General features: G+C 71.4%; 10 protein-coding genes and 1 pseudogene. 2 read left to right on the plus strand and 9 right to left on the minus strand.

All coding sequences use genetic code 11. The features are described 5' to 3' along the window. The first annotated feature begins 224 nt into the window (after window positions 1-224). A complete protein-coding gene (locus tag RMT89_RS18270) occupies window positions 225-1,268 on the plus strand; it encodes an LPXTG cell wall anchor domain-containing protein (RefSeq protein WP_315884817.1) in 1,044 nt (347 codons plus the stop codon). Between the two features lie 89 nt (window positions 1,269-1,357). Here RMT89_RS18270 and RMT89_RS18275 read toward each other — a convergent pair whose 3' ends face one another. The 8 genes from RMT89_RS18275 to RMT89_RS18310 form a co-directional block, all read right to left on the minus strand. Next, window positions 1,358-3,136: a GMC family oxidoreductase gene (locus RMT89_RS18275; protein ID WP_315884818.1), complete on the minus strand. Its 1,779-nt coding sequence runs from the start codon at window positions 3,134-3,136 to the stop codon at window positions 1,358-1,360. A 50-nt stretch (window positions 3,137-3,186) separates the two neighbouring features. After that, window positions 3,187-4,800, minus strand: coding sequence for a succinic semialdehyde dehydrogenase (locus RMT89_RS18280; RefSeq protein ID WP_315884819.1), 1,614 nt, complete (start codon window positions 4,798-4,800; stop codon window positions 3,187-3,189). Between the two features lie 104 nt (window positions 4,801-4,904). Beyond that, window positions 4,905-6,425 (minus strand): serine/threonine-protein kinase, encoded by a 1,521-nt coding sequence (locus RMT89_RS18285; protein WP_315884820.1) that lies wholly within the window; start codon window positions 6,423-6,425, stop codon window positions 4,905-4,907. 69 nt (window positions 6,426-6,494) lie between these two features. Then, window positions 6,495-8,156 (minus strand): serine/threonine-protein kinase, encoded by a 1,662-nt coding sequence (locus RMT89_RS18290; RefSeq protein WP_315884821.1) that lies wholly within the window; start codon window positions 8,154-8,156, stop codon window positions 6,495-6,497. Window positions 8,157-8,237: 81 nt separating this feature from the next. After that, the gene (locus RMT89_RS18295; protein ID WP_315884822.1) at window positions 8,238-9,338 is read right to left on the minus strand and encodes a serine/threonine-protein kinase; all 1,101 of its coding nucleotides are present in this window, start codon (window positions 9,336-9,338) and stop codon (window positions 8,238-8,240) included. A gap of 822 nt (window positions 9,339-10,160) precedes the next feature. Continuing rightward, window positions 10,161-11,780: a serine/threonine-protein kinase gene (locus RMT89_RS18300; protein WP_315884823.1), complete on the minus strand. Its 1,620-nt coding sequence runs from the start codon at window positions 11,778-11,780 to the stop codon at window positions 10,161-10,163. A 129-nt stretch (window positions 11,781-11,909) separates the two neighbouring features. After that, the gene (locus RMT89_RS18305) at window positions 11,910-14,477 is read right to left on the minus strand and encodes a protein kinase (protein ID WP_315884824.1); all 2,568 of its coding nucleotides are present in this window, start codon (window positions 14,475-14,477) and stop codon (window positions 11,910-11,912) included. 175 nt (window positions 14,478-14,652) lie between these two features. Next, on the minus strand, window positions 14,653-16,572 hold the full coding sequence (locus tag RMT89_RS18310; RefSeq protein ID WP_315884886.1) for a serine/threonine-protein kinase: 1,920 nt from the start codon (window positions 16,570-16,572) through the stop codon (window positions 14,653-14,655). Window positions 16,573-16,742: 170 nt separating this feature from the next. Between RMT89_RS18310 and RMT89_RS18315 the strand changes: the two are divergent. Further along, a pseudogene (locus tag RMT89_RS18315) lies at window positions 16,743-17,465 on the plus strand (serine hydrolase). Between the two features lie 70 nt (window positions 17,466-17,535). On the opposite strand, the gene RMT89_RS18320 reads toward RMT89_RS18315, so the two are convergent. Continuing rightward, a complete protein-coding gene (locus tag RMT89_RS18320) occupies window positions 17,536-19,242 on the minus strand; it encodes a glycerol-3-phosphate dehydrogenase/oxidase (protein ID WP_315884825.1) in 1,707 nt (568 codons plus the stop codon). Window positions 19,243-19,308: the final 66 nt, after the last annotated feature.

Genomic DNA, 19,308 nt, shown 5'->3' on the forward strand with positions numbered 1-19,308 from the left:
CAACGTCGGCCTTCAAGACCACAACCGGGTCTCGAAGGCCGACGTCACGCAGGGCCCCGGATTAACCAACAGCGTCCCGAGCGCCGCGGGGCCCTTCGCCGTACATAAAAATTCTGTGAGCACGCGGTACAACCATTCACAGGCCTCGTGGATCAAACCATGTGTACCAAGGGCCACACCCGCGCCTCGCGCGGAGGCCTCACCATCGACTTTCCGAGGTCTTCATGAAGCTTCGCCGTGCCCTGGCCGCAGCGGCCGCGACGGCCGCCATAGCGCCGATCGCACTGCTGTCCGCGCCCGCGTTCGCCACGGAGGAGACGTCGCCGTCGCCGTCCGCGACCGAGAGCACGCCGAGCGCTCCGGAGACCACCCCCGAGAGCACGCCCAGCGCCGACGCGTCGACCCCGGCCGCCCAGGACACGACACCCGCGCCCAGCAGCTCCTCCCCGTCCACCGAGGAGAGCAGCCCGGCCCCGTCGGCCAGCAGCCCCGCCGCCACCGAGAGCTCCCCGGCCCCGACCGGGAGCACCCCGTCCGACGACGGGTCCGAGGACGAGGAGGGCGGCGACGAGGTCGTCGAGGAGTGCCCGGTCGACGAAGAGGGCGACCCGATCTACGACATCAGCGAGGTGCTGCACAGCTCGCTGACCGGCCTGCCCGAGACCGTGGTGGCGGGCAGCGGCTGGACGAACTTCACGTTCAACGTCAGCAACTCCAGCGACGAGACGATCGAGGACATCATGCCCGTCGTCGGCGTCGCCGCGATGGACCGGGAGCTGGAGGACGACTACACCGACCTCGTCACCGTCCAGGTCAGGAGCGGCGGCAGCTGGGTCGACCTCGCCACCCAGTTCGGCGAGGGCGGCGCGCTCAACACCTTCACGCTTGAGGGCGGCCAGTCGATCAGCTACGACCTGCGGGTGAACATCAGCCGCGAGGTCCCGAGCGCGGTCGGCATCGCCATCGGTCTGGCCGAGTACTCCACCGAGAACGCCTGCTGGACCTCCGAGGACGAGAACTACGGCATCTACTTCTTCGAGGTCCTCCCCGCCGGCTCCAAGCCGGGCAAGCCGAACGACTCCAAGCCGCAGACCGGCGGCAAGGACGAGATCACCGACGTCAACGAGGTCGACGTCGACGGTGAGCTCGCCGAGACCGGTTCGGACTCCAACCTGCCGGCCCTCGCCACCATCGGTGGTATCGCGATCGTCGCCGGTACGGGCGTGGTGTTCGCGATGAAGCGCCGCAAGGTGGGCGCGGAGGCGTAAAGCCTCGACAAAAGAGCCTCGACAGACTCAACGCAAGAAAAGAGAAGGACCTGCGCTCGGAGGGGGGCGCAGGTCCTTCTCGTTTCCCGCTACTGCCTCTTCGGCGGCACCGCCGGCATCCCCAGGAACGGCAGCCGCAGCGCGCCGAACGCCTCCACCGGGACCGTGGGCGCCTTCGGCTCGACCGGCTGGAGCCGCTCGTACGGCCGGTCCTGCGCCGGACGCGGGTCCTCCTCGCCCTTGTTGGGCCAGAACGACATCGCCCGCTCGGCCTGTGCGGTGATGGTCAGGGACGGGTTCACGCCCAGGTTCGCGGAGACCGCGGCGCCGTCGACCACCGAGATGCCCGGGTGGCCGTAGAGCCGGTGGTACGGGTCGATGACTCCGGTCTCGGGCGAGGCGCCGATGGGGCAGCCGCCGAGGAAGTGGGCGGTGAGGGGGGTGCCCATCAGTTCGCCGACGTTGGAGCCCGCGAAGCCGTTGATCTCGGCCGCGATCGCCGAGGCGGCCTCGGTGGCGGCGCTGATCTGCATGGGGTTGGGGGCGCCGTGCCCCTGGCGGGCGGTGAGCATGCCCTTCCCCACGCCGTCCGGTTTCAGGTACGTCGTCAGGGAGTTGTCCAGGGACTGCATCACCAGGCCGATGATGGTCCGCTCCGACCAGCGCCGGTTGGACAGGGAGCGCAGGATCAGCAGCGGATGCCGGACCGCGTTGCCCAGCCACGCGGCGACGCGTGAGGCGCCCTCGGTGTAGGGGACCTGAAGGATCGTCAGGCTGCCCATCGAGTTGGAGCCCTTGCCGTAACGGACCGGCTCGATATGGGTGTTGGCGTCGGGATGGACGGACGACGTGATCGCGACACCGCGCGTGAAGTCGACCTTCTTCTCGCCGGTGACCTTGCGGTAGCGCCGGTTGTCGGTCTGCGCGCCCACCAGCGCCTCGGAGTTGGTCCGGGTCAGCTCGCCCAGCTTCGGCGAGAGATACGGCAGCTGGCCGCCGGCCTTCATCCGGTGCAGCAGGGTCTGGGTGCCGTAGGTGCCGGCGGCGAGGACGACGCGGCGGGCCTTGAAGGTGCGGCCCTCGCCCTTCCTCCGGTCCGTCGGGAGGGTCGCGACCGCGTACCCGCCCTGCGAGTCGTCGGTGATGGACACCACCGTCGTCATGGGGTGCACGACCGCGCCGGCCTTCTCGGCGAGGTACAGGTAGTTCTCGTTCAGGGTGTTCTTCGCGCCGTGGCGGCAGCCCGTCATGCACTCGCCGCACTCGGTACAGGCCTTGCGGGCCGGTCCCGCTCCGCCGAAGTAGGGGTCGTTCACCTGCTCACCGGGCTTGGCCTTCGTCGTACCGTCCGCGTCCTCGCCGTCCCCGAAGAAGACACCGACCGGCGCCATGTGGAAGGTGTCGCCGACGCCCATCCGCTGCGCCGCGGCCTTCAGATGGACGTCGGACGGGGTCATCGTCGGGTTGAGCCGTACGCCGAGCATGCGCTGGGCCTGGTCGTAGTACGGCTTCAACTCCTCCTGCCAGTCCGTGATGTCCCGCCACTGCGGGTCCTCGAAGAACGGCTTCGGCGGTACGTAGAGGGTGTTGGCGTAGTTGAGCGAGCCGCCGCCCACGCCCGCGCCGGCCAGGACCATGACGTTGCCCAGCAGATGGATGCGCTGGAGGCCGAACATCTTGAGCTTCGGCGCCCAGAGGTAGTTCTTCAGGTCCCAGGAGTTCTTGGGGAGGGTCTCGCGGGTGAAGCGGCGGCCGGCTTCCAGGACGCCGACGGTGTAGCCCTTCTCCGTGAGGCGGAGGGCGGTCACCGAGCCGCCGAAGCCGGAGCCGACGACGATGACGTCGTAGTCATAAGCGTCCTGAGGCACGTGCGTTCTCTCCTTTGAGCAAGCAGTGCGGAGGGGGTCCCCAAAGGGGTCTAACGGAACCGGAAAGCCTTCATCAGGCGCAGGCTGCGGCTCATGAACGCCGCGTACTTCTCGTCGTCCATGCCCAGCGACGGCGCCATCGGCAGCAGCCGCTGGTGGGCCACCGTCTGGGCCTCGGTGTACTTGAGGATGCCCTCGGAGCCGTGGCGGCGGCCGAGGCCGGAGTCCTTCATGCCGCCCATCGGGGACTGGACGCTGCCGTAGGCGGGGGCGTAGCCCTCGTTGACGTTGACCGTGCCGGTGCGCAGCCGGGCGGCGACCGCGCGGCCGCGGCTGCCGTCCTTCGTCCAGACCGAGGAATTGAGCCCGTACGGCGTGGAGTTGGCGTGCTCGACGGCCTCGTCCTCGGACTTGAAGCGGTAGATCGAGACGACCGGGCCGAAGGTCTCCTCCGTGCAGACCGCCATGGGCGCCTCGACGCCGTCGAGGATGGTCGGCTCGAAGAAGTACGGCCCGATGTCCGGGCGGGCGACACCGCCGGCGACGAGCTTGGCGCCCTTGGCGACGGCCTCCTCCACATGCCGCTTGACGGTCTCCAGCTGGCGCTCGCCGACCAGGGAGCCCATGTCGGCGCCGTAGGCGAGGGAGCGGCCGAGGCGCATGGCCTTGGTGCGGGCGGCGAAGCGCTCCAGGAAGGCGTCGGCGATCGACTCGTGGACGTACAACCGCTCGATGGAGATGCACAGTTGGCCGGCGGAGGAGAAGCAGGCGCGGACGGCGCCGGCGGCGGCCTTCTCGATGTCGGCGTCCTCCAGCACCAGCATGGCGTTCTTGCCGCCGAGTTCGAGGGAGACCCCGACCAGGCGGGCGGCGGCGCCCTGGGCGACCTCGCGGCCGGTGCGGGTGGAGCCGGTGAAGGAGACGTAGTCGGCGTGCTTGACGACCTCGGGTCCGATGACCGGCCCGTCGCCGAGCACGACCTGGAAGACCTCGGCGGGCAGACCGGCCTCGATGAGGAGGTCACGGGCCCACAGGGCGGTCAGGCAGGTCTCCGTGTCCGGCTTCATGACGACGGCGTTGCCCGCGACGAAGGCCGGCAGCGCGTCGCCGACCGACAGCTCCAGCGGGTAGTTCCAGGGCGCGATCTGGCCGACGACGCCGCGCGGGTGGCGCAGCTCGGTCACCTTGGTGAGGGTCGGGATGGCGCCGGTGTGCCGCTTCGGACGCAGGTAAGCGGCGGCCCTACGGCCGTAGTGGCGGGCCGCGACGGCGACGGCCTGCACCTCCTCGTGGGCGTGCAGCCGCGCCTTGCCGGTCTCCAGCTGGATCAGGTCCAGGACCTCGGCCTGGCGCTCCAGCACCAGGTCGTGGAAGCGCAGCAGCACGGCGGCGCGCTGCCGTACCGGGGTCTCCGCCCAGACCGCCTGGGCGGCGCGGGCCGCGGCGAAGGCCTTCTCCACGTCCTCGGGCGTGGACTCCGGCAGGTCCGCCAGCTTCTCGCCGGTGAACGGCGTGTGGTTGGCGGTACGGCCCGAACCGGCCACGCCCCGGGTCAGCTGGGCGACCAGCTCGGGGGTGACCACGTCTGCGGCGGTGCGGGCGCCCTCCGGAGCGGGGGCGAGGGGGTTCGTGCCGGTCTGTGCCGGGGCCTGCGAGTCCGTCATGACGCGCAGGGTATGCCGCGGCGGAGCCTTTGTGTACCCGGCGGTAACGGGGATTCACCGAGTGCTCACATGGTGCCAGTGACCGCTGGCAACGAATGCGCTGATCAGGGCGTTGGGGCAATCCTGAGCCGGTCGCGGGCGTTCTTGAAAACCGCGGTGCCCTGCTGCTCGTCCGCCGTGCCCTTGGGCATCTCGACCCGCAGCTCGTACAGCCGGCCGTCGTCGGTGCGGACCAACAGCTCCATGACCCGGCGCCGGGCGTCCTTGTCGCCGTAGGTGCTGTCGGACTGCACGGCCTCCCAGCCCTTGAGGGTGGTGTCCGTGTACTGCGTGTTCGCCCCGCCGGAGAACTCCCAGGTCGCCGCGTGCTGCTTCGCCTGGCTCAGGGGGGTGCCGGGGGCCTTGTCCCACTGGGTGAGGCGGACCTGGACGGTTCCGGCCGCGTACTCGACCATGCGGGGCTGGTAGGTGTCGCTGCCCTGGCGGGCGAACTCCTCGTACTCGGCGGGGAGGGCGAGGGTGGCGTGCATGGCCTTCTCGGGGTGGGACGTCAAGGCGGAACCCGAGGTGTTCTTCGTCTCCGCGCCGCTGTCGGGCCCGGTGAGGAAGGAGATGCCGAGCCAGGCGCCGCCGATCAGGAGACCGCCCACGAGGGCCGGCAGAAGGGGGCGGCGGCGGGGTCGTACGACCGGTACCGGCTCGGCGGACGTGTCCTCGTCCGCCGCCGGCCGCATCGTTGCGATGTCGTCGCCGAACTCCTCCAGCCTTGAGGCGTCCTGCGGCTCCGGCTCCTCGGGCGCCACCGCCTTCAGCGCCGCCGCGGTCTCCTCGGCGTCAGGACGCTCGCCGGGGTCCTTGGCCAGCAGCCGGACGAGGAGCGGGCCGAGGGCGCCGGCACGCTTCGGCTCGGGCGGGTCGGCGGCGAGGATCGCGGCGAGCGTGGACTCCATCGTCGTACGACGGAAAGGCGACCAGCCTTCCACGGCGGCGTAGAGGAGGACGCCGAGGGACCACAGGTCGGAGGCGGGGCCCGCAATGCGGCCGGACATGCGCTCGGGGGCGATGAACTCCAGGGAGCCGACGAACTCGCCGGTCGCGGTGAGGGGTTCCTCGCCCTGGACATGGGCGATGCCGAAGTCGGTGAGGACGATCCGGTCGTGCCGTCCGAGCAGGACGTTGGCGGGCTTGACGTCCCGGTGCACGATGCCGACGGAGTGCGCGGCGCGCAGGGCGCCGAGGACGGCCAGGCCGATACGGGCGCACTCGGAGGGCTCCAGGGGGCCGCGCCGGAGCACCTCGTGCAGGGACTCGCCGCGCACCAACTCCATGACGATCCACGGGAGTCCGTCCTCCTCCACGACGACGTCATGAATGGAGACGGCGGACGGATGATCGATCCGAGCGGCGGCGCGGGCCTCGCGGTGGAGCCGGTGCGCGGCCCGCTGGTAGGCCTCGTCCTCGGGCTCGCCGGGCAACCGGGGCTGTTTTACGGCGACTTCGCGGCTCACGAGCTCGTCGTGGGCCCGCCAGACGGTACCCATGCCGCCGGGGCCGATCCGCTCGGTCAACCGGTAGCGCCCACCGACCACACGTCCGTCGCGCTGGCGTTCGCCGCCGTCACTCATGCCCCATGCCTATCGTGCGCGGCGGGTGCTTGTCGACGCGAGGCGTTTCAGGGCTTGCTCAGGTCTCGCTCAGGGCTTGTGTATCTCCCAGTTGTCGATCGTCGTCCGCGCGATCTCCCGGCTCTCCTCGGTGAAGTAGCCCTCGGCCGGGTAGTCGATCCACAGCCGGTACATGTCGCCGTTGCCCGCCCGGTAGTAGAGCACCCGGGCCTCACGCTTGAGCGGGGCCGTCGTGCTCGTCGTCGTGTAGAAGACGGTGTTCTCGGCGGCCTCCCGCTCCTTCCACGTGGTCTCCTTCGGCTTCCCCCTGGGCGCGGGGGAATCGGCGATGTCCCAGGTGTACTCGCCGTCCTTGAGCATCTCCCAGTCGGCGAACGCCTTTTCGCTGGCGGTGGCCGGGATCTCGCCGTCCGTGTCGTCCTTCTTCACGTCGCGGTCGACGGTGATCCGCACCACCCCGCTGGGGTCGGCGTACGCCACGACGGTCCCGTCCGAGTCGGTCGCGGCGGGGAGCTCCTTGAAGCCCGGGGGCACCTTGATGCTGGCCCCGACCTTCGTGCCGAGGTCCTTCGTCTTCCAGGAGTCCGTCTTCTCACCCGCGAACGGGTCGGCGATCACCAGGTACGCGGCAGCCACCGCGATGGCCGCGACCGCCGCGCCGATCGCGGTCAGCGACTTGCCGCCGAGCCGGACCCCCCTTTGGGTTCCCCCGAGTTGGACCACCTGCGTCGGCGCGGGCGCCGGAGGATTCGCCGCCTTCTCCAGCAGCGCCCGCGTCTGCGCGGCGTTGGGCCGGCGGGCCGGGTCCTTCTGGAGCAGGCCGGTGATGACCTCGGCGAGCGGGCCCTGCGCGGAAGCGGGCGCGGCCGGGGTCGCGTTGAGGACGGACTGGAGCGTGGCCGGGGTGTTGCTGCGGCGGAACGGCGAGACGCCCTCCGTCGCCGCGTACAGCACCACCCCGAGGGACCACAGGTCGCTCGCGGGGCCGGGACGCTGGCCCAGCACGCGCTCGGGCGCGATGTACTCGGGCGAGCCGACGAAACCGCCGGTGTCGGTCAGGTTGGTCTCGCCCTCGATCTGGGCGATGCCGAAGTCGGTGAGCACGACGCGCTCGTGCCGGCCGAGCAGCACATTGTCCGGCTTCACGTCCCGGTGCAGGATGCCCGCCGCGTGCGCGGCCTCCAGCGCGCCGAGCACTTCGAGGCCGACGCGGGCCGCCTCGCGGGCGCCGAGGGTGCCCTCCTGGAGGACGTCGCCCAGCGAACGGCCCTGCACCAGCTCCATGACGATCCACGGCTGGTCGTCCACGACCGCGACGTCGTGCACATTCACGACGGCCGGGTGGTCGAGCCGGGCCGCGGCGCGGGCCTCGCGGCGCATCCGCTCGAAGGCGTTGGCACGTTCGCGTTCGGGAAGATGGTCCGGGATCCTGGGCTCCTTGACGGCCACCTCACGGTCCACCGTCTCATCCTTGGCCCGCCACACCGTGCCCATACCGCCGTGCCCGAGCTTGCTCAACAGGCGGTAACGGCCCCCGATCAGCCGTCCGGCACCAGGGTCCTGGGCGGCGGCGGCCTGCTGCGGCGGAACGACCTGGGTGGGCGCCGCGTACGGGTTGCCCGGATGCGGCACATGGTCCGCGTGCGGCACGGCTGCCGACGGTCTCGGCGGTTGCAGGCCAAAACTGGTTGGCTCGTCGGACCCGTAAGGGACTCCCCCGTTGTTGCTCATGCGTCCATCCATATCGCGCCAAGGGCCCCGTTATCCACTTCGAACAGTGTCCGGTCACACACCCGTGACCCGGGGCGGGGCTTATCTCCCATTTATGTACGTGCGGGGGGACAGCGACGGTGAAGGGGTGACCGAGGGGGAGACCGACGTACTCACTGATGTTCCCGGACTCGAACTCGACGGTGGCGGAACGTTTCCGCTGCCCTCCCCGTTCACCAGCAGCGCCACCGCCGACACCCCCGCCACCGCCACCGCGGCAACCAGGAGCACGCTCACCAGCACGCCCCGCCGGGACCGCCACACCGACGGGACCGGCGCCGGTCCCGGTGGGCGGCCCATGGCCAGGAAGTCCCGCAGCATCCGCTCCGCCCGCGCCGCGTCCAGGCGCCGTAGCGGATCGCGCTCCAGCAAGCCCTGTACGACCGGCAGCAGCGGCTCGGCCTGCGAGGGCGGCCGTATCTCGTCGAAGACGACCGCGTGCAGGATGCCGCCCAACGAGTCGCGCAGGAACGGCGATTCACCGCTCACAGCCGTGCACAGCAGCGCTCCCACGGACCACAGGTCGGAGGCGGGCCCGGTCCTGGCGCCGGCCATCCGCTCGGGTGCCGTGTACTCGGGCGAGCCCACGAAGGTGCCGGTCTCGGTGAGGGTGCTGGCCCCTGCGATCCGGGCGATGCCGAAGTCGGTGAGCACGACACGGCCGGTGGCGGCTTCGATGAGGACGTTCGCGGGCTTGATGTCCCGGTGCAGCACACCGGCGGCGTGCGCGGCGCGCAGCGCGCTCAGCAGATCGGCGCCGATCCGGGCGGCCTCCACGGCGTCGACGGGCCCGTGCCCGGAGATCCGGTCGTCGAGCGAGCCGCCGTCGATCAACTCCATGACGATGTACAGCCGTTCTGCGTGCTCCACGACATCGTGCACGACGATGATGTGCGGATGCCGCAGCCGCGCGACCGCCCGGGCCTCGCGGAGCGTGCGCTCACGGCGCCGTCGCAGGGCCCCCGGGGAGAGCAACTCGGCCTCGTCGAAGGGGAACTCCTTCACCGCCACGCGCCGCTTGAGCAGTTGGTCGGTGGCCCGCCAGACCACCCCCATCCCGCCACGCCCGATCCGCTCGTCCAGACGGTAACGGCCCGATATGACACGGAAGTTGCTCTCCCCCTGATCCTCATGGGCCGCCATACGCCCCATCATGCCCCGCCGGACGGCCCCCTTCCGCGGCGCTGACCGGCCAAGTGTGCGGTCACCCAATGCTGGAGCCGGTGGGCGATCATTCTCGGCCACGGCCTGTTTCGAAAATGATATAGAGCACGGTAAATAACCAAGGGATACGCGCCATACAGGGCAAAACGGATGGCTGGAATCATGCTGTCATGTGGATCACGGAAGCTTTGCCTTTCCCTTATGGGAAGCACGCTGAAGCGCCTTTCCGTCACGAGCGTCGCGGCGGTGGCGATATTCGCTACGACCACAGTGACCAACGCCAGCGCGGCGAGTGGCGGAGCCGCGTGCCCGGTGACCGGCGCCTCGGGGAGCATGACGTTCACCAACTGGTCAGAGAACTATGTGGACATCAGCGGCTGGGTCAAGGACAAGGGTCGTGTCCCCCGTCGTGGTGTAGCCGATCACGGTCCGTCGCCTCCGCTTCGGAGCCGTCCGGTACGTGCCGCTGCGGTCCGTCGTGCGATCACCGCTGGTCCCGGCTCGGCGAGCCCCAACAGGGCCGCCGGCGAGGGCGATTCGGGCCGCGACCTGCGGATTCCGCCAGCTTGATCGGCTACACCACTCGGCGGGACGCCATCAGGACAAGGCTGCCGACGGTCACCATATGGAAGGCGGTACGGTAGTCCGCTCTTGCTTTGACTGGGCCTGAAGCCCCCGCACAACAACCCGCTGTAACTGCGACTCAGGCAAATGGCATTGGAATCGTTGACGTATCGGCCCACGCGATTTGCGGATGGGCCGATACGCGACTGCTTTCCGTGAATTCGTCGCCCCGGTGGGTCACGACGCTTCCTGGAAGCCCCGCAGGATCCAGTCGAACTGCTTTCTGGTGGTGGCCCAGTCGTCGGCCGGCGAGGACGCGTAGATGGCGTACTCGGTGCCGTCACTATTCATGTACCCGACGTCGATCGCACGGTAGGGCCCCGGGAAGTAGTGCGGCCCGTCCTTGGCCAGCGCGTTCCACGTGTACTCCCAGCGGGCGCCCGGCAGGTCGCGGAAAAGCTCCTCCTTGAGGCTTAGCCGCTTGTAGTCACGCAGCCGCTGTGAGAGCCACTTCTGGTCCAGGTTGCTCATGTGCTCGTACGAGGTGCTGAAGTCCGGCGCGGTGTCGACGGCGACCCGCACGAGGTGCTTGCCATTGTCGGGCGAGTAGTCGACCTGCTGGAGGCCGTCCTGGTCGATGGAGACGGACCGCTTCCACCCCTTGGGCAGGGAGATGCTGAAGCCCACCGGGTCGTTGCGCCGCTCCCAACCGGCGGGAACCGCCCCCTGACCGCCATCGTCGCTCGGCGGGGCACTGGCACTCGGAGTCGGAGTCGGCGATACAGAGGCGGAGTCGCCGGAGCTGCCCGTGCCGAACTGCTGGAGCGCGACCGCGACAGCCCCGCCGACGATCGCCGCGAGGGCGACGACCAGGGCGAACGTACGCAGGCGGTGCCGCTTCGGCGGCACGGGTACGGGTCCGATCGTCACCGGCCGATACGGCGTGGCGGCGGCCGTCTTCGCGCGGGTACCGGTGCCGGTCCCCGTCTCCGTGGCGTCGTACCCCGCCTGCCCCGCAAGCGCATACGACTGCGCCGCACTCGACGGTCGTCCCGCCGCCTCGGCGAGCATCTGCTCGGCCTGCGCCGCGCTGGGCCGCTCTGCTGGATCCTTGCGCATCAGCGCGGCGAGGACGGGCCCCAGCGCACCCGCGTTGACCGGTGCGGCGGCTTCCTCCTCGACGACGGCCTGCATGGTGCCGAGGGGCGAGGTACGGCGGAACGGCGAGCGGCCCTCCACCGCCGTGTACAGGGTGGCGCCGAGCGCCCAGAGGTCGGATGCCGGGCCCGGATCGTGGCCGCGGATCCGCTCCGGGGCGAGGTAGTCGACGGAGCCGACGACCTCTCCGGTGCGCGTGATCGTCGTATCGCCCTCGATCTGGGCGATGCCGAAGTCGGTGAGCAGGACACGGCCGTCGTCGCCGAGGAGGACGTTGCCGGGCTTGACGTCTCGGTGAAGGACGCCGGCGGAGTGGGCGGCACGTAGGGCACGGAGCACCCACAGGCCGATCCGGGCGGCCTCGCGCGGCTCGACCCGGCCGCGCTCCTTGACCGCGTCCGCCAGCGAGTGCCCCTCGACCAGCTCCATCACGATCCACGGCCGGGCGTCGTGATCGAGCACGTCGTGCACGGTGACGACCGCGGAGTGGTTGATCCGCGCGGCGGCCCGGGCCTCCGCCCGGGTGCGGGCGAGGAGCCGCTCCTGGTCGCTGTCGGAGACGAAGTGCGCGGCGGTCAACTCCTTGATGGCGACGGCCCGGTGCAGCACCTCGTCGTGCGCACGCCACACGCGGCCCATACCGCCGCTGCCGATGGCGTCGGCCAGTCGGTAACGCCCGGCGAGGAGCCGGCCCTGCATCTGATTCACGTTGCCCCGCAATGCTCTTGACAGGGTCAGATTAGGGACCGGGTCGCGTGCAGGGAACAAGCGGGGTGACACAGAGACAGCACTGTGACGGTTGCCGTCACCCAGAGTTCGGGGTGCGGATCAGCCGGTGACCTGATAGGTGGCCGACGCCTGCTCGAACAGCCGCGTCACCTCGTCCCGTTCCGCCTCCGGGCCGCGCACCTGCACCACGTGGTACCGGTCCCCGATCAGGATCGCGAGATTGCGCACGAACCGCTCGCGCCCCTCGTCGTCGGTCCAGGTGAACTGGCCCTCGGCCATGGTCCGTCCGCCCACCTCGATCGTCTTCAGACCGGTCGAGGTGGCCCAGCTGGAGTCCCGGTACGGCTGGAGCTCGGGCTCGTCCTCGCGCTGGTACGCCATCGGATCGCTGCCGAACTCGTCGGCGGTGTCCCGGCCCGGCACGACGATGAGCTCGAAGTCGCCGAGCGCGTAGACGACTTGTCCGCGACCGTTCTTCCCGGTGCGGTCCCAGCCGTTGGCGACGGCGACGCGGAAGCCCTCGTCGTCCGCGCGCAGGGCGAAGCCGTCGGCGACGTCGGGGCCGGTGGTCTGTGACCCGGCCGAACCCGCCGACTCCGAGCGGGCGTTGTCCCCGGGTTCCCCGGCGGGCGAGGTCTGGTCGGGCCGGGGCTCACTGCTGGCCTCCGGCGCCTGGCTGACCTCGCCCGTGGCGCCGGTCCGGTCGGTGTCGTCGGCGCCGCTGGTGTCGGCCTTGGGCATGAAGAGCATGGCGTACGCGATGGCCCCGGCCATCAGCAGCAGGATCAGCACGAGCAGGGTACGGCCGAGGCGGCGGGGCGAACCCGCCTCCTGCCGGGCGCGCTTGTGCCGCCCGTGGTGCGCCGGCAGCCCGGCGCGCCGCCTGCGCACCAGCTCGCCCCTGCGGCGCACCACCGGCAGCCGGCTGGCGTCGGCGGGCGGCACGGCGACGACATGCGCCCCGGCCTCCGGCTCGGGTGCGGACCGCACGAGGGAACGCAGCCAGCCGCGCAGCTCCTCGAAGTCGATCCGCTCGGTGGGGTCCTGCCGCAGCAACGACTCGACGACCGGCCGCAGCGGCCCGCACTCCTCCGCGAAGGCGGGCGGTTCGGCGCACACCATCTGCACGAGCTCGGCGGTGGACTCCTCCGGATACGGCGCATGCCCCTGTACGGACCGGAACAGCAGCGCCCCGAGCGCCCACAGGTCGGTCGCCGGGCCGATCGGCGCCGCCAACTGCCAGTTCTCGTGCACGGGCCCGGCCTGCTCGGGCGCCCACCGCTCGGTGACGGGGCCGACCACGGCCATACGGGCCTGGCGGGCACGCTCGGCGGCGAGCGCGGTGGCGGGACCCCGGCGGACGGGGGCGGTGGCGGCCGGCTCGTCCCAGCGGCTGGGGGGCGGGGCGGCGGGGGCGGGGACGGTGGGGTTGGGTACGAATCCGGCGGCGGCCCCGCCCGGGGGCAGCGCGGTACGACCAGGTCCGGCCTGGCCCGTCTGCCGTTCACCGGCCTCCGGCAGGACGCCACCGGCCCCGGTGCGAGGTGCGGCACCGTGCCAGGACGTGGGGCGTACGCCGTACGGGTCGGCGATCTGCCCCGGGGGACCGGCGGCCGGGGTGGACTGCTGGACACCGGTTGCCGAGGGATACGGCGACGGCGCGCCGCCGGCCGAGGGATACGGCGGTTGGCCCGCACCGGTGGCCTCGGGGGCCGGACGCGCACCCGGCAAGGCGGCTCGGCCGTTCTGCGCCTCCTGCACCCGGGCCGCGGCCCGTGCCCCCGCCCGGTACGCGGCGATCGCTCCGGCCCGCGCCGCCCGGACGTCCCCGCCGGCCTCCACGGCCCGGGGCGCGGGCGCACCGGCTCCGCCGCCGGGATTCGCGCTGCCGCCCGTCGCGGTGACCGGCGGCAGCCCACCGGCCTCCCGGGCCTCGATCGCGGCCCGCCGGGCGGCCTCGGGGTCCACCTCGACGGAGACGGAATCGCCCGGGGCGCCGCCCGAAGCACCGCCGGGCCCGCTCAAGCCCGCGCCGCCCTCGTCATCGTCCGCGGGCACCGGGTCGTACCCGCACAGCGCCTCTTCCGCCGCCCCGACGGCCAGCCCGGTCAGCATGACCCGCCCGTCGTCGCAGACGAGGACGGTACGGGCGGTGATGTTCCGGTGCACCCAGCCGTGCGCGTGCAGCACCCGCAGCGCCATCAGCACATCGGAGGCGACCTCGGCCGCCCGGTACGGCGTCAGCGGCTTCTCGGCGAGCAGCGCGGCCAGCGGTCGCGCCGACACCAACTCGCTGACGATCCACAGCGAACCGCCCTCGGCGAACACGTCGAAGACCTGGTCCAGCCGGGGATGGTCCGGTAACCGGGCCGCGGCCTGCGCGGCCTCGACCGCCCGCCGCACGGCCGGATCGGTGGGCCGCCGGGTACTGCCACGTGCCGCGGGCCGCCGCACCGCGCCCCGCTCACGCGCGGTGAAACCATCGGGCAGCCCCTGGTCGTCGAGCACCTCCGCCTCGACGACCTCGGGCAACGGCACCTGCCTGACCAGGACTTCCTGTCCGCTGTAGGTGTCGAAGGCGCGGGTCTCGGTCAGTTCGTACTCGTCGGACGGCGGCAGCGGCAGGCGGTAGCGGTCGGCGAGCACCCGACCCGCATAGTCGTCCACGACGCCTCCCCCGGCCGCCCGGTTGGTCAATTCCGTTCGCCTTGCGTCCCGTTGTGGCCGCATACCTGGATGCGTACGGTCCGCAAGCACTCACGATACGTGCCGTAGGCAACCCGCAAAGAGGGGATGCCAGATCTCACGCACCAAACCGTGACCACTCAGTACACGCGGTGGATCACGACTTCGGTTCGAAGGACTTCGTGAGCGTCCGCCATGTGTCCTTACGCAGCCCGCTGCCCCAATTGGCGGCTTTCGCCGTGTACATCAGCCCATACCCGAGATTGTCGTCGACCACGAACCCACGGTCGATGCTCCGGTACTTGGTGCCGCCCTCGACATAGGTGAACTCCCAGTCGGCCGTGTTCCAGCCCCGGTAGTCCACCGCCTCTATGCGGATCCGCTGGTACTGGGAGCGCTGCATGGCGCCTTCCTGGTTCTTCCAGTCGGCGACGGGGTCGTCCTTGGGCGTGGTGGTCCAACCGATGAGCAGCCGCTGCCCGTTTGGCCCGGTGAACCGGTCACCCGCGGCCCCCGTCGACTGGTACTTCCACCCCTTGGGCAGCCCGATGGAATACCCCTGGCTGCCCTGGTGCGTGGACACCACGCCCCGGTCGGCACCGGACGAACCGCCCGTGCCCCCACCACCGCCGGCGGAAGCGCTCGCACTGGCACTCGGCGTCGATCCGGTCGTGGCGGACTGACTCGCCTGCCCGTCCGGCTGTGCCCCGCCGCTCTCGTCCTCCTTGGTGTCGGCGCTCGCGCTCGCCTTGGCCGACGCCTTCGCGCCACCACCGCTCGCCGAGTCCTTGGAGTCGTCCCCGCTGAAGGCGTACGCCAGCACGGCACCGACCACAGCCAGCACCACGACCACGGCGATGATCACCAAAGTCCGCCGCGGCACCACATCGGTGAGCGGCGCCCTGGGCACCGGCCGAGGCGGCAGATCCGGCGGCGTCATCACGGGCCACCCCGAACTACGCCCACCCGACTGCCCGGTACCCGCAGTCCCACTCCGCTGCTCGGCACCGGCACCGGCACTGCCCGAGTCCGAAGCCGCCGTCTCACCACCCGACTTGGCCCGAGAGGCGGCCGCAGCCCCCGCTCCCGCCGAGACGGCGGCCTTACGCACGGAACGCAGCGCCCCCCGCAACCGCTCCCCGGCCTCCGAAGGCGCGTCGGGCTGCGCCGGCAGCGGCACGACCTTCGTCGCGTCCTGCGCCTCCGGCTCGGCCGCTGTGGGCGCGGGTGCGTGGATGACCTCGTTCAGCATCGAACGCGCACCGGCGTCGTCGAGCCGCTTCGCCGGGTCCTTGGTGAGCAGGCCGTAGATGACCTCCTTCAGCGGCCCGGCGTTCTTCGGCTCCTCCAACGGCTCGGTCATCACCGCGGTGAGCGTCGCGATCGCGGAGCCCTTGTCGTACGGTGGCACACCCTCCACCGACGCGTACAGCAGCCCGCCGAGCGACCACAGGTCGGCCGCCGGTCCCGGCTTGTGCCCGCGGGCCCGCTCCGGGGAGATGTAGCTGGGCGCGCCGACGAGCATGCCGGTGGAGGTGATGGACGGGTCGCCCTCGACCTGGGCGATGCCGAAGTCGGTCAGCACGACCCGGCCGTCCTCGGCGATCAGCACGTTCGACGGCTTCACATCCCGGTGCAGGATGCCCTCGCGGTGGGCCGAGCGCAGCACGTCGAGCACCGCGAGCCCGACCTCCGCCGCCCGCCTCGGCTCCAGCAGGCCGTCCTCCCGGATGACCTCGGCGAGCGACTTGCCCTCGACGAGCTCCATCACGATCCAGGGCCGGTCGTCCTCGTCGACCACGTCGAAGACCGTCACCGCGCTGTTGTTGCGGATCCGCGCGATGGCCTTGGCCTCCCGCAGCGTCCGCGTGATCAGCCGGCGCTTCTCCTCCTCGTCGATGCTCGAGGGGAACCGCAGCTCCTTCACGGCGACGGTCCGGCCCAGGGTCTCGTCCTCGGCCCGCCACACCGTGCCCATGCCGCCGCGGCCCAGCACATCTCCCAGCCGGTACCGCCCGGCGAGGAGACGACCGCTGTTGTCCTGACGGGATGCTCCCGCCCGCTCCGCCTCCGACATGCGTCCCCTCATGCAACCCGCCCTGACAGAGCCTCCATTGTCTCTCACCCGACAAGTGCCCGACGCCCAGGGTGCCGGTGGTGCGCGAGAGCTCCCGCGGCCGGGGGCGCCCCCGGCGGAACCGATCGTTCCGCACCCTGCATGATGGGCCGCGACAAGGAGGTCCCGCCATGCCGCCGCTCAGGACCCTACCGGCCGTTCCTGTGGCCCTGGCCCTCCTCGTGCTGGCCCCGTCCGCCTCCTCCGCGCCCACCGCACCGGCCACGGATGCGGTGCTTCCGCTGCTGGTCACCGACGGCGGCGCCCCGGCCGCGGCACTGCTCGCCCAAGAGGAGAGCGGAACCCGTTACGCCCAGGCCGGGCTCGGCATCTCCGCCTCCGACCACTTCCGGGCGGGCAGCATCACGAAGACCTTCGTCGCCACGGTCGTCCTGCAACTGGCCGCCGGACACCGGCTGTCCCTGTCCGACACGGTGGAGAAGCACCTTCCGTGCCGGGTGCGCGGTGCCGGCAACGACGGGGCGCGCGCTGACCCTGCCTGCCCTGCTCACCCACACCAGCGGTCTGTACGACTTCACCGCCGACACCGGGGCATGGTCCCCCTCCCCCCTCGTCAGGCCGTACGCCTCGCTCTCACCCGCCCCCCGGCCGACCGTGGCCGCTTCGCCTGCTCGACACCCGCGCCGCACACGGCTCGTACGGCATGGGCCTGTTTCCCCTGCGGCACCACGGTGTGGGGGCACAACGGGATCATCTCCGGCAGCTATGTGCGCACCGCGGCCACCGTCGACGGACGCCGTGTCCTGACCTACCGGGTGAACACGACGGCGGTGGCAGACCCTGGCATCGAACCCCGGCTGCTCACCGCCGAGTTCTGCCCCCGCACCCGGTAGAACGGCCGGGTTCCGAACGAAGATCCCAGCTCACGACACTCGTTCGAGTGAAGCGCGGGGCGCAACGCGGTCACAGCGGCACGATGTCCGGCGCCCCCAACCGCGCGGCGTCCGCCGTCAGATCGTCCGGCTGCCGCTGGGACTCCCGCTCCGCCTCCACCCGCTTCTCGTAGTGCTGGATCTCGCGCTCGATGTGGTCCTTGTCCCAGCCGAGGACCGGCGCCATCAGCTCGGCCGCCTCGCGGGCGCTGAGCGTGCCGCGGTCGAAGGTCTCGATGGAGATGCGGGTGCGCCGGGTCAGGACGTCGTCCAGGTGCCGTGCGCCCTCGTGCGAGGCGGCGTACACCACCTCGGCGCGCAGATAGTCGTCGGCCGCCCGCAGCGGCTCGCCCAGCGAGGGGTCCGCGGCGACGAGGTCGAGCACCTCCTCCGCCAGCGCGCCGTACCGGTTCAACAGATGCTCCACGCGCACCACATGAAGCCCGGTCCGGGCGGCGATGCGCGCCCGCGCGTTCCACAGCGCCCGGTAGCCCTCCGCGCCCAGCAGCGGGACGTCCTCGGTGACGCATTCGGCCACCCGCATGTCGAGCCCGTGCACCGCCTCGTCGACGGCGTCCTTGGCCATCACCCGGTACGTCGTGTACTTGCCGCCCGCCACGACCACGAGCCCCGGCACCGGATGGGCCACGGTGTGCTCGCGCGACAGCTTGCTGGTGGCGTCGGACTCACCGGCCAGCAGCGGCCGCAGGCCCGCGTACACGCCCTGTACGTCGTCGCGGGTGAGCGGCACCGCGAGCACGGAGTTCACATGCTCCAGCAGATAGTCGATGTCCGCGCTGGACGCGGCGGGGTGCGCCTTGTCGAGGTCCCAGTCGGTGTCCGTGGTGCCGATGATCCAGTGCCGCCCCCAGGGGATGACGAACAGCACCGACTTCTCGGTGCGCAGGATCAGCCCGGTCGTGGAGTGGATGCGGTCCTTGGGCACGACCAGATGGATGCCCTTGGAGGCGCGCACATGGAACTGCCCCCGCTCCCCCACCATGGCCTGGGTGTCGTCGGTCCACACACCGGTGGCGTTGACGATCTGCTTGGCGCGGACCTCGTACTCCCCGCCGGCCTCGACGTCCTGCACCCGGGCGCCGACCACCCGCTCGCCCTCGCGCAGGAATCCGCTCACCCGCGCGCGGTTGGCGACTTTGGCGCCGTACGCGGCGGCGGTGCGGACGAGGGTGGCGACATAGCGGGCGTCGTCCATCTGGGCGTCGTAGTACTGCAACGCCCCGACCAGCGCGTCCTTCTTCAAGGCGGGCGCGACCCGCAGAGCGTGACGGCGGCTCAGGTGCCGGTGCATCGGCAGGCCCCGGCCATGGCCGCGCGCCATCGACATGGCGTCGTAGAGGGCGACGCCGGAACCGGCGTACAGCCGCTCCCAGCCCTGGTGCTGAAGGGGGTACAGGAACGGCACCGGCTTCACCAGGTGCGGGGCGAGCCGCTCCAGCAGCAGGCCGCGCTCCTTGAGCGCCTCGCGGACGAGCGTGAAGTCGAGCATCTCCAGATAGCGCAGGCCGCCGTGGATCAGCTTGCTGGACCTGCTCGATGTGCCCGACGCCCAGTCACGCGCCTCGACCAGGCCGGTGGACAGGCCCCGGGTCGCCGCGTCGAGCGCGGTGCCCGCACCGACCACTCCGGCGCCCACGACCAGCAGATCCAGTTCGCGCTCGGCCATTGCTGCGAGTGACTCGGCGCGCTGCGCCGGTCCCAGTGTCGCTGTCCTCACCGCTGCCTCCCGCTGTAGGTCGCACCGGCCGCACCCGTGGGGCGAAGCCCGGTCGAATCCCCCATG

Source organism: Streptomyces sp. P17, from assembly GCF_032436805.1.
Taxonomy (GTDB): domain Bacteria; phylum Actinomycetota; class Actinomycetes; order Streptomycetales; family Streptomycetaceae; genus Streptomyces.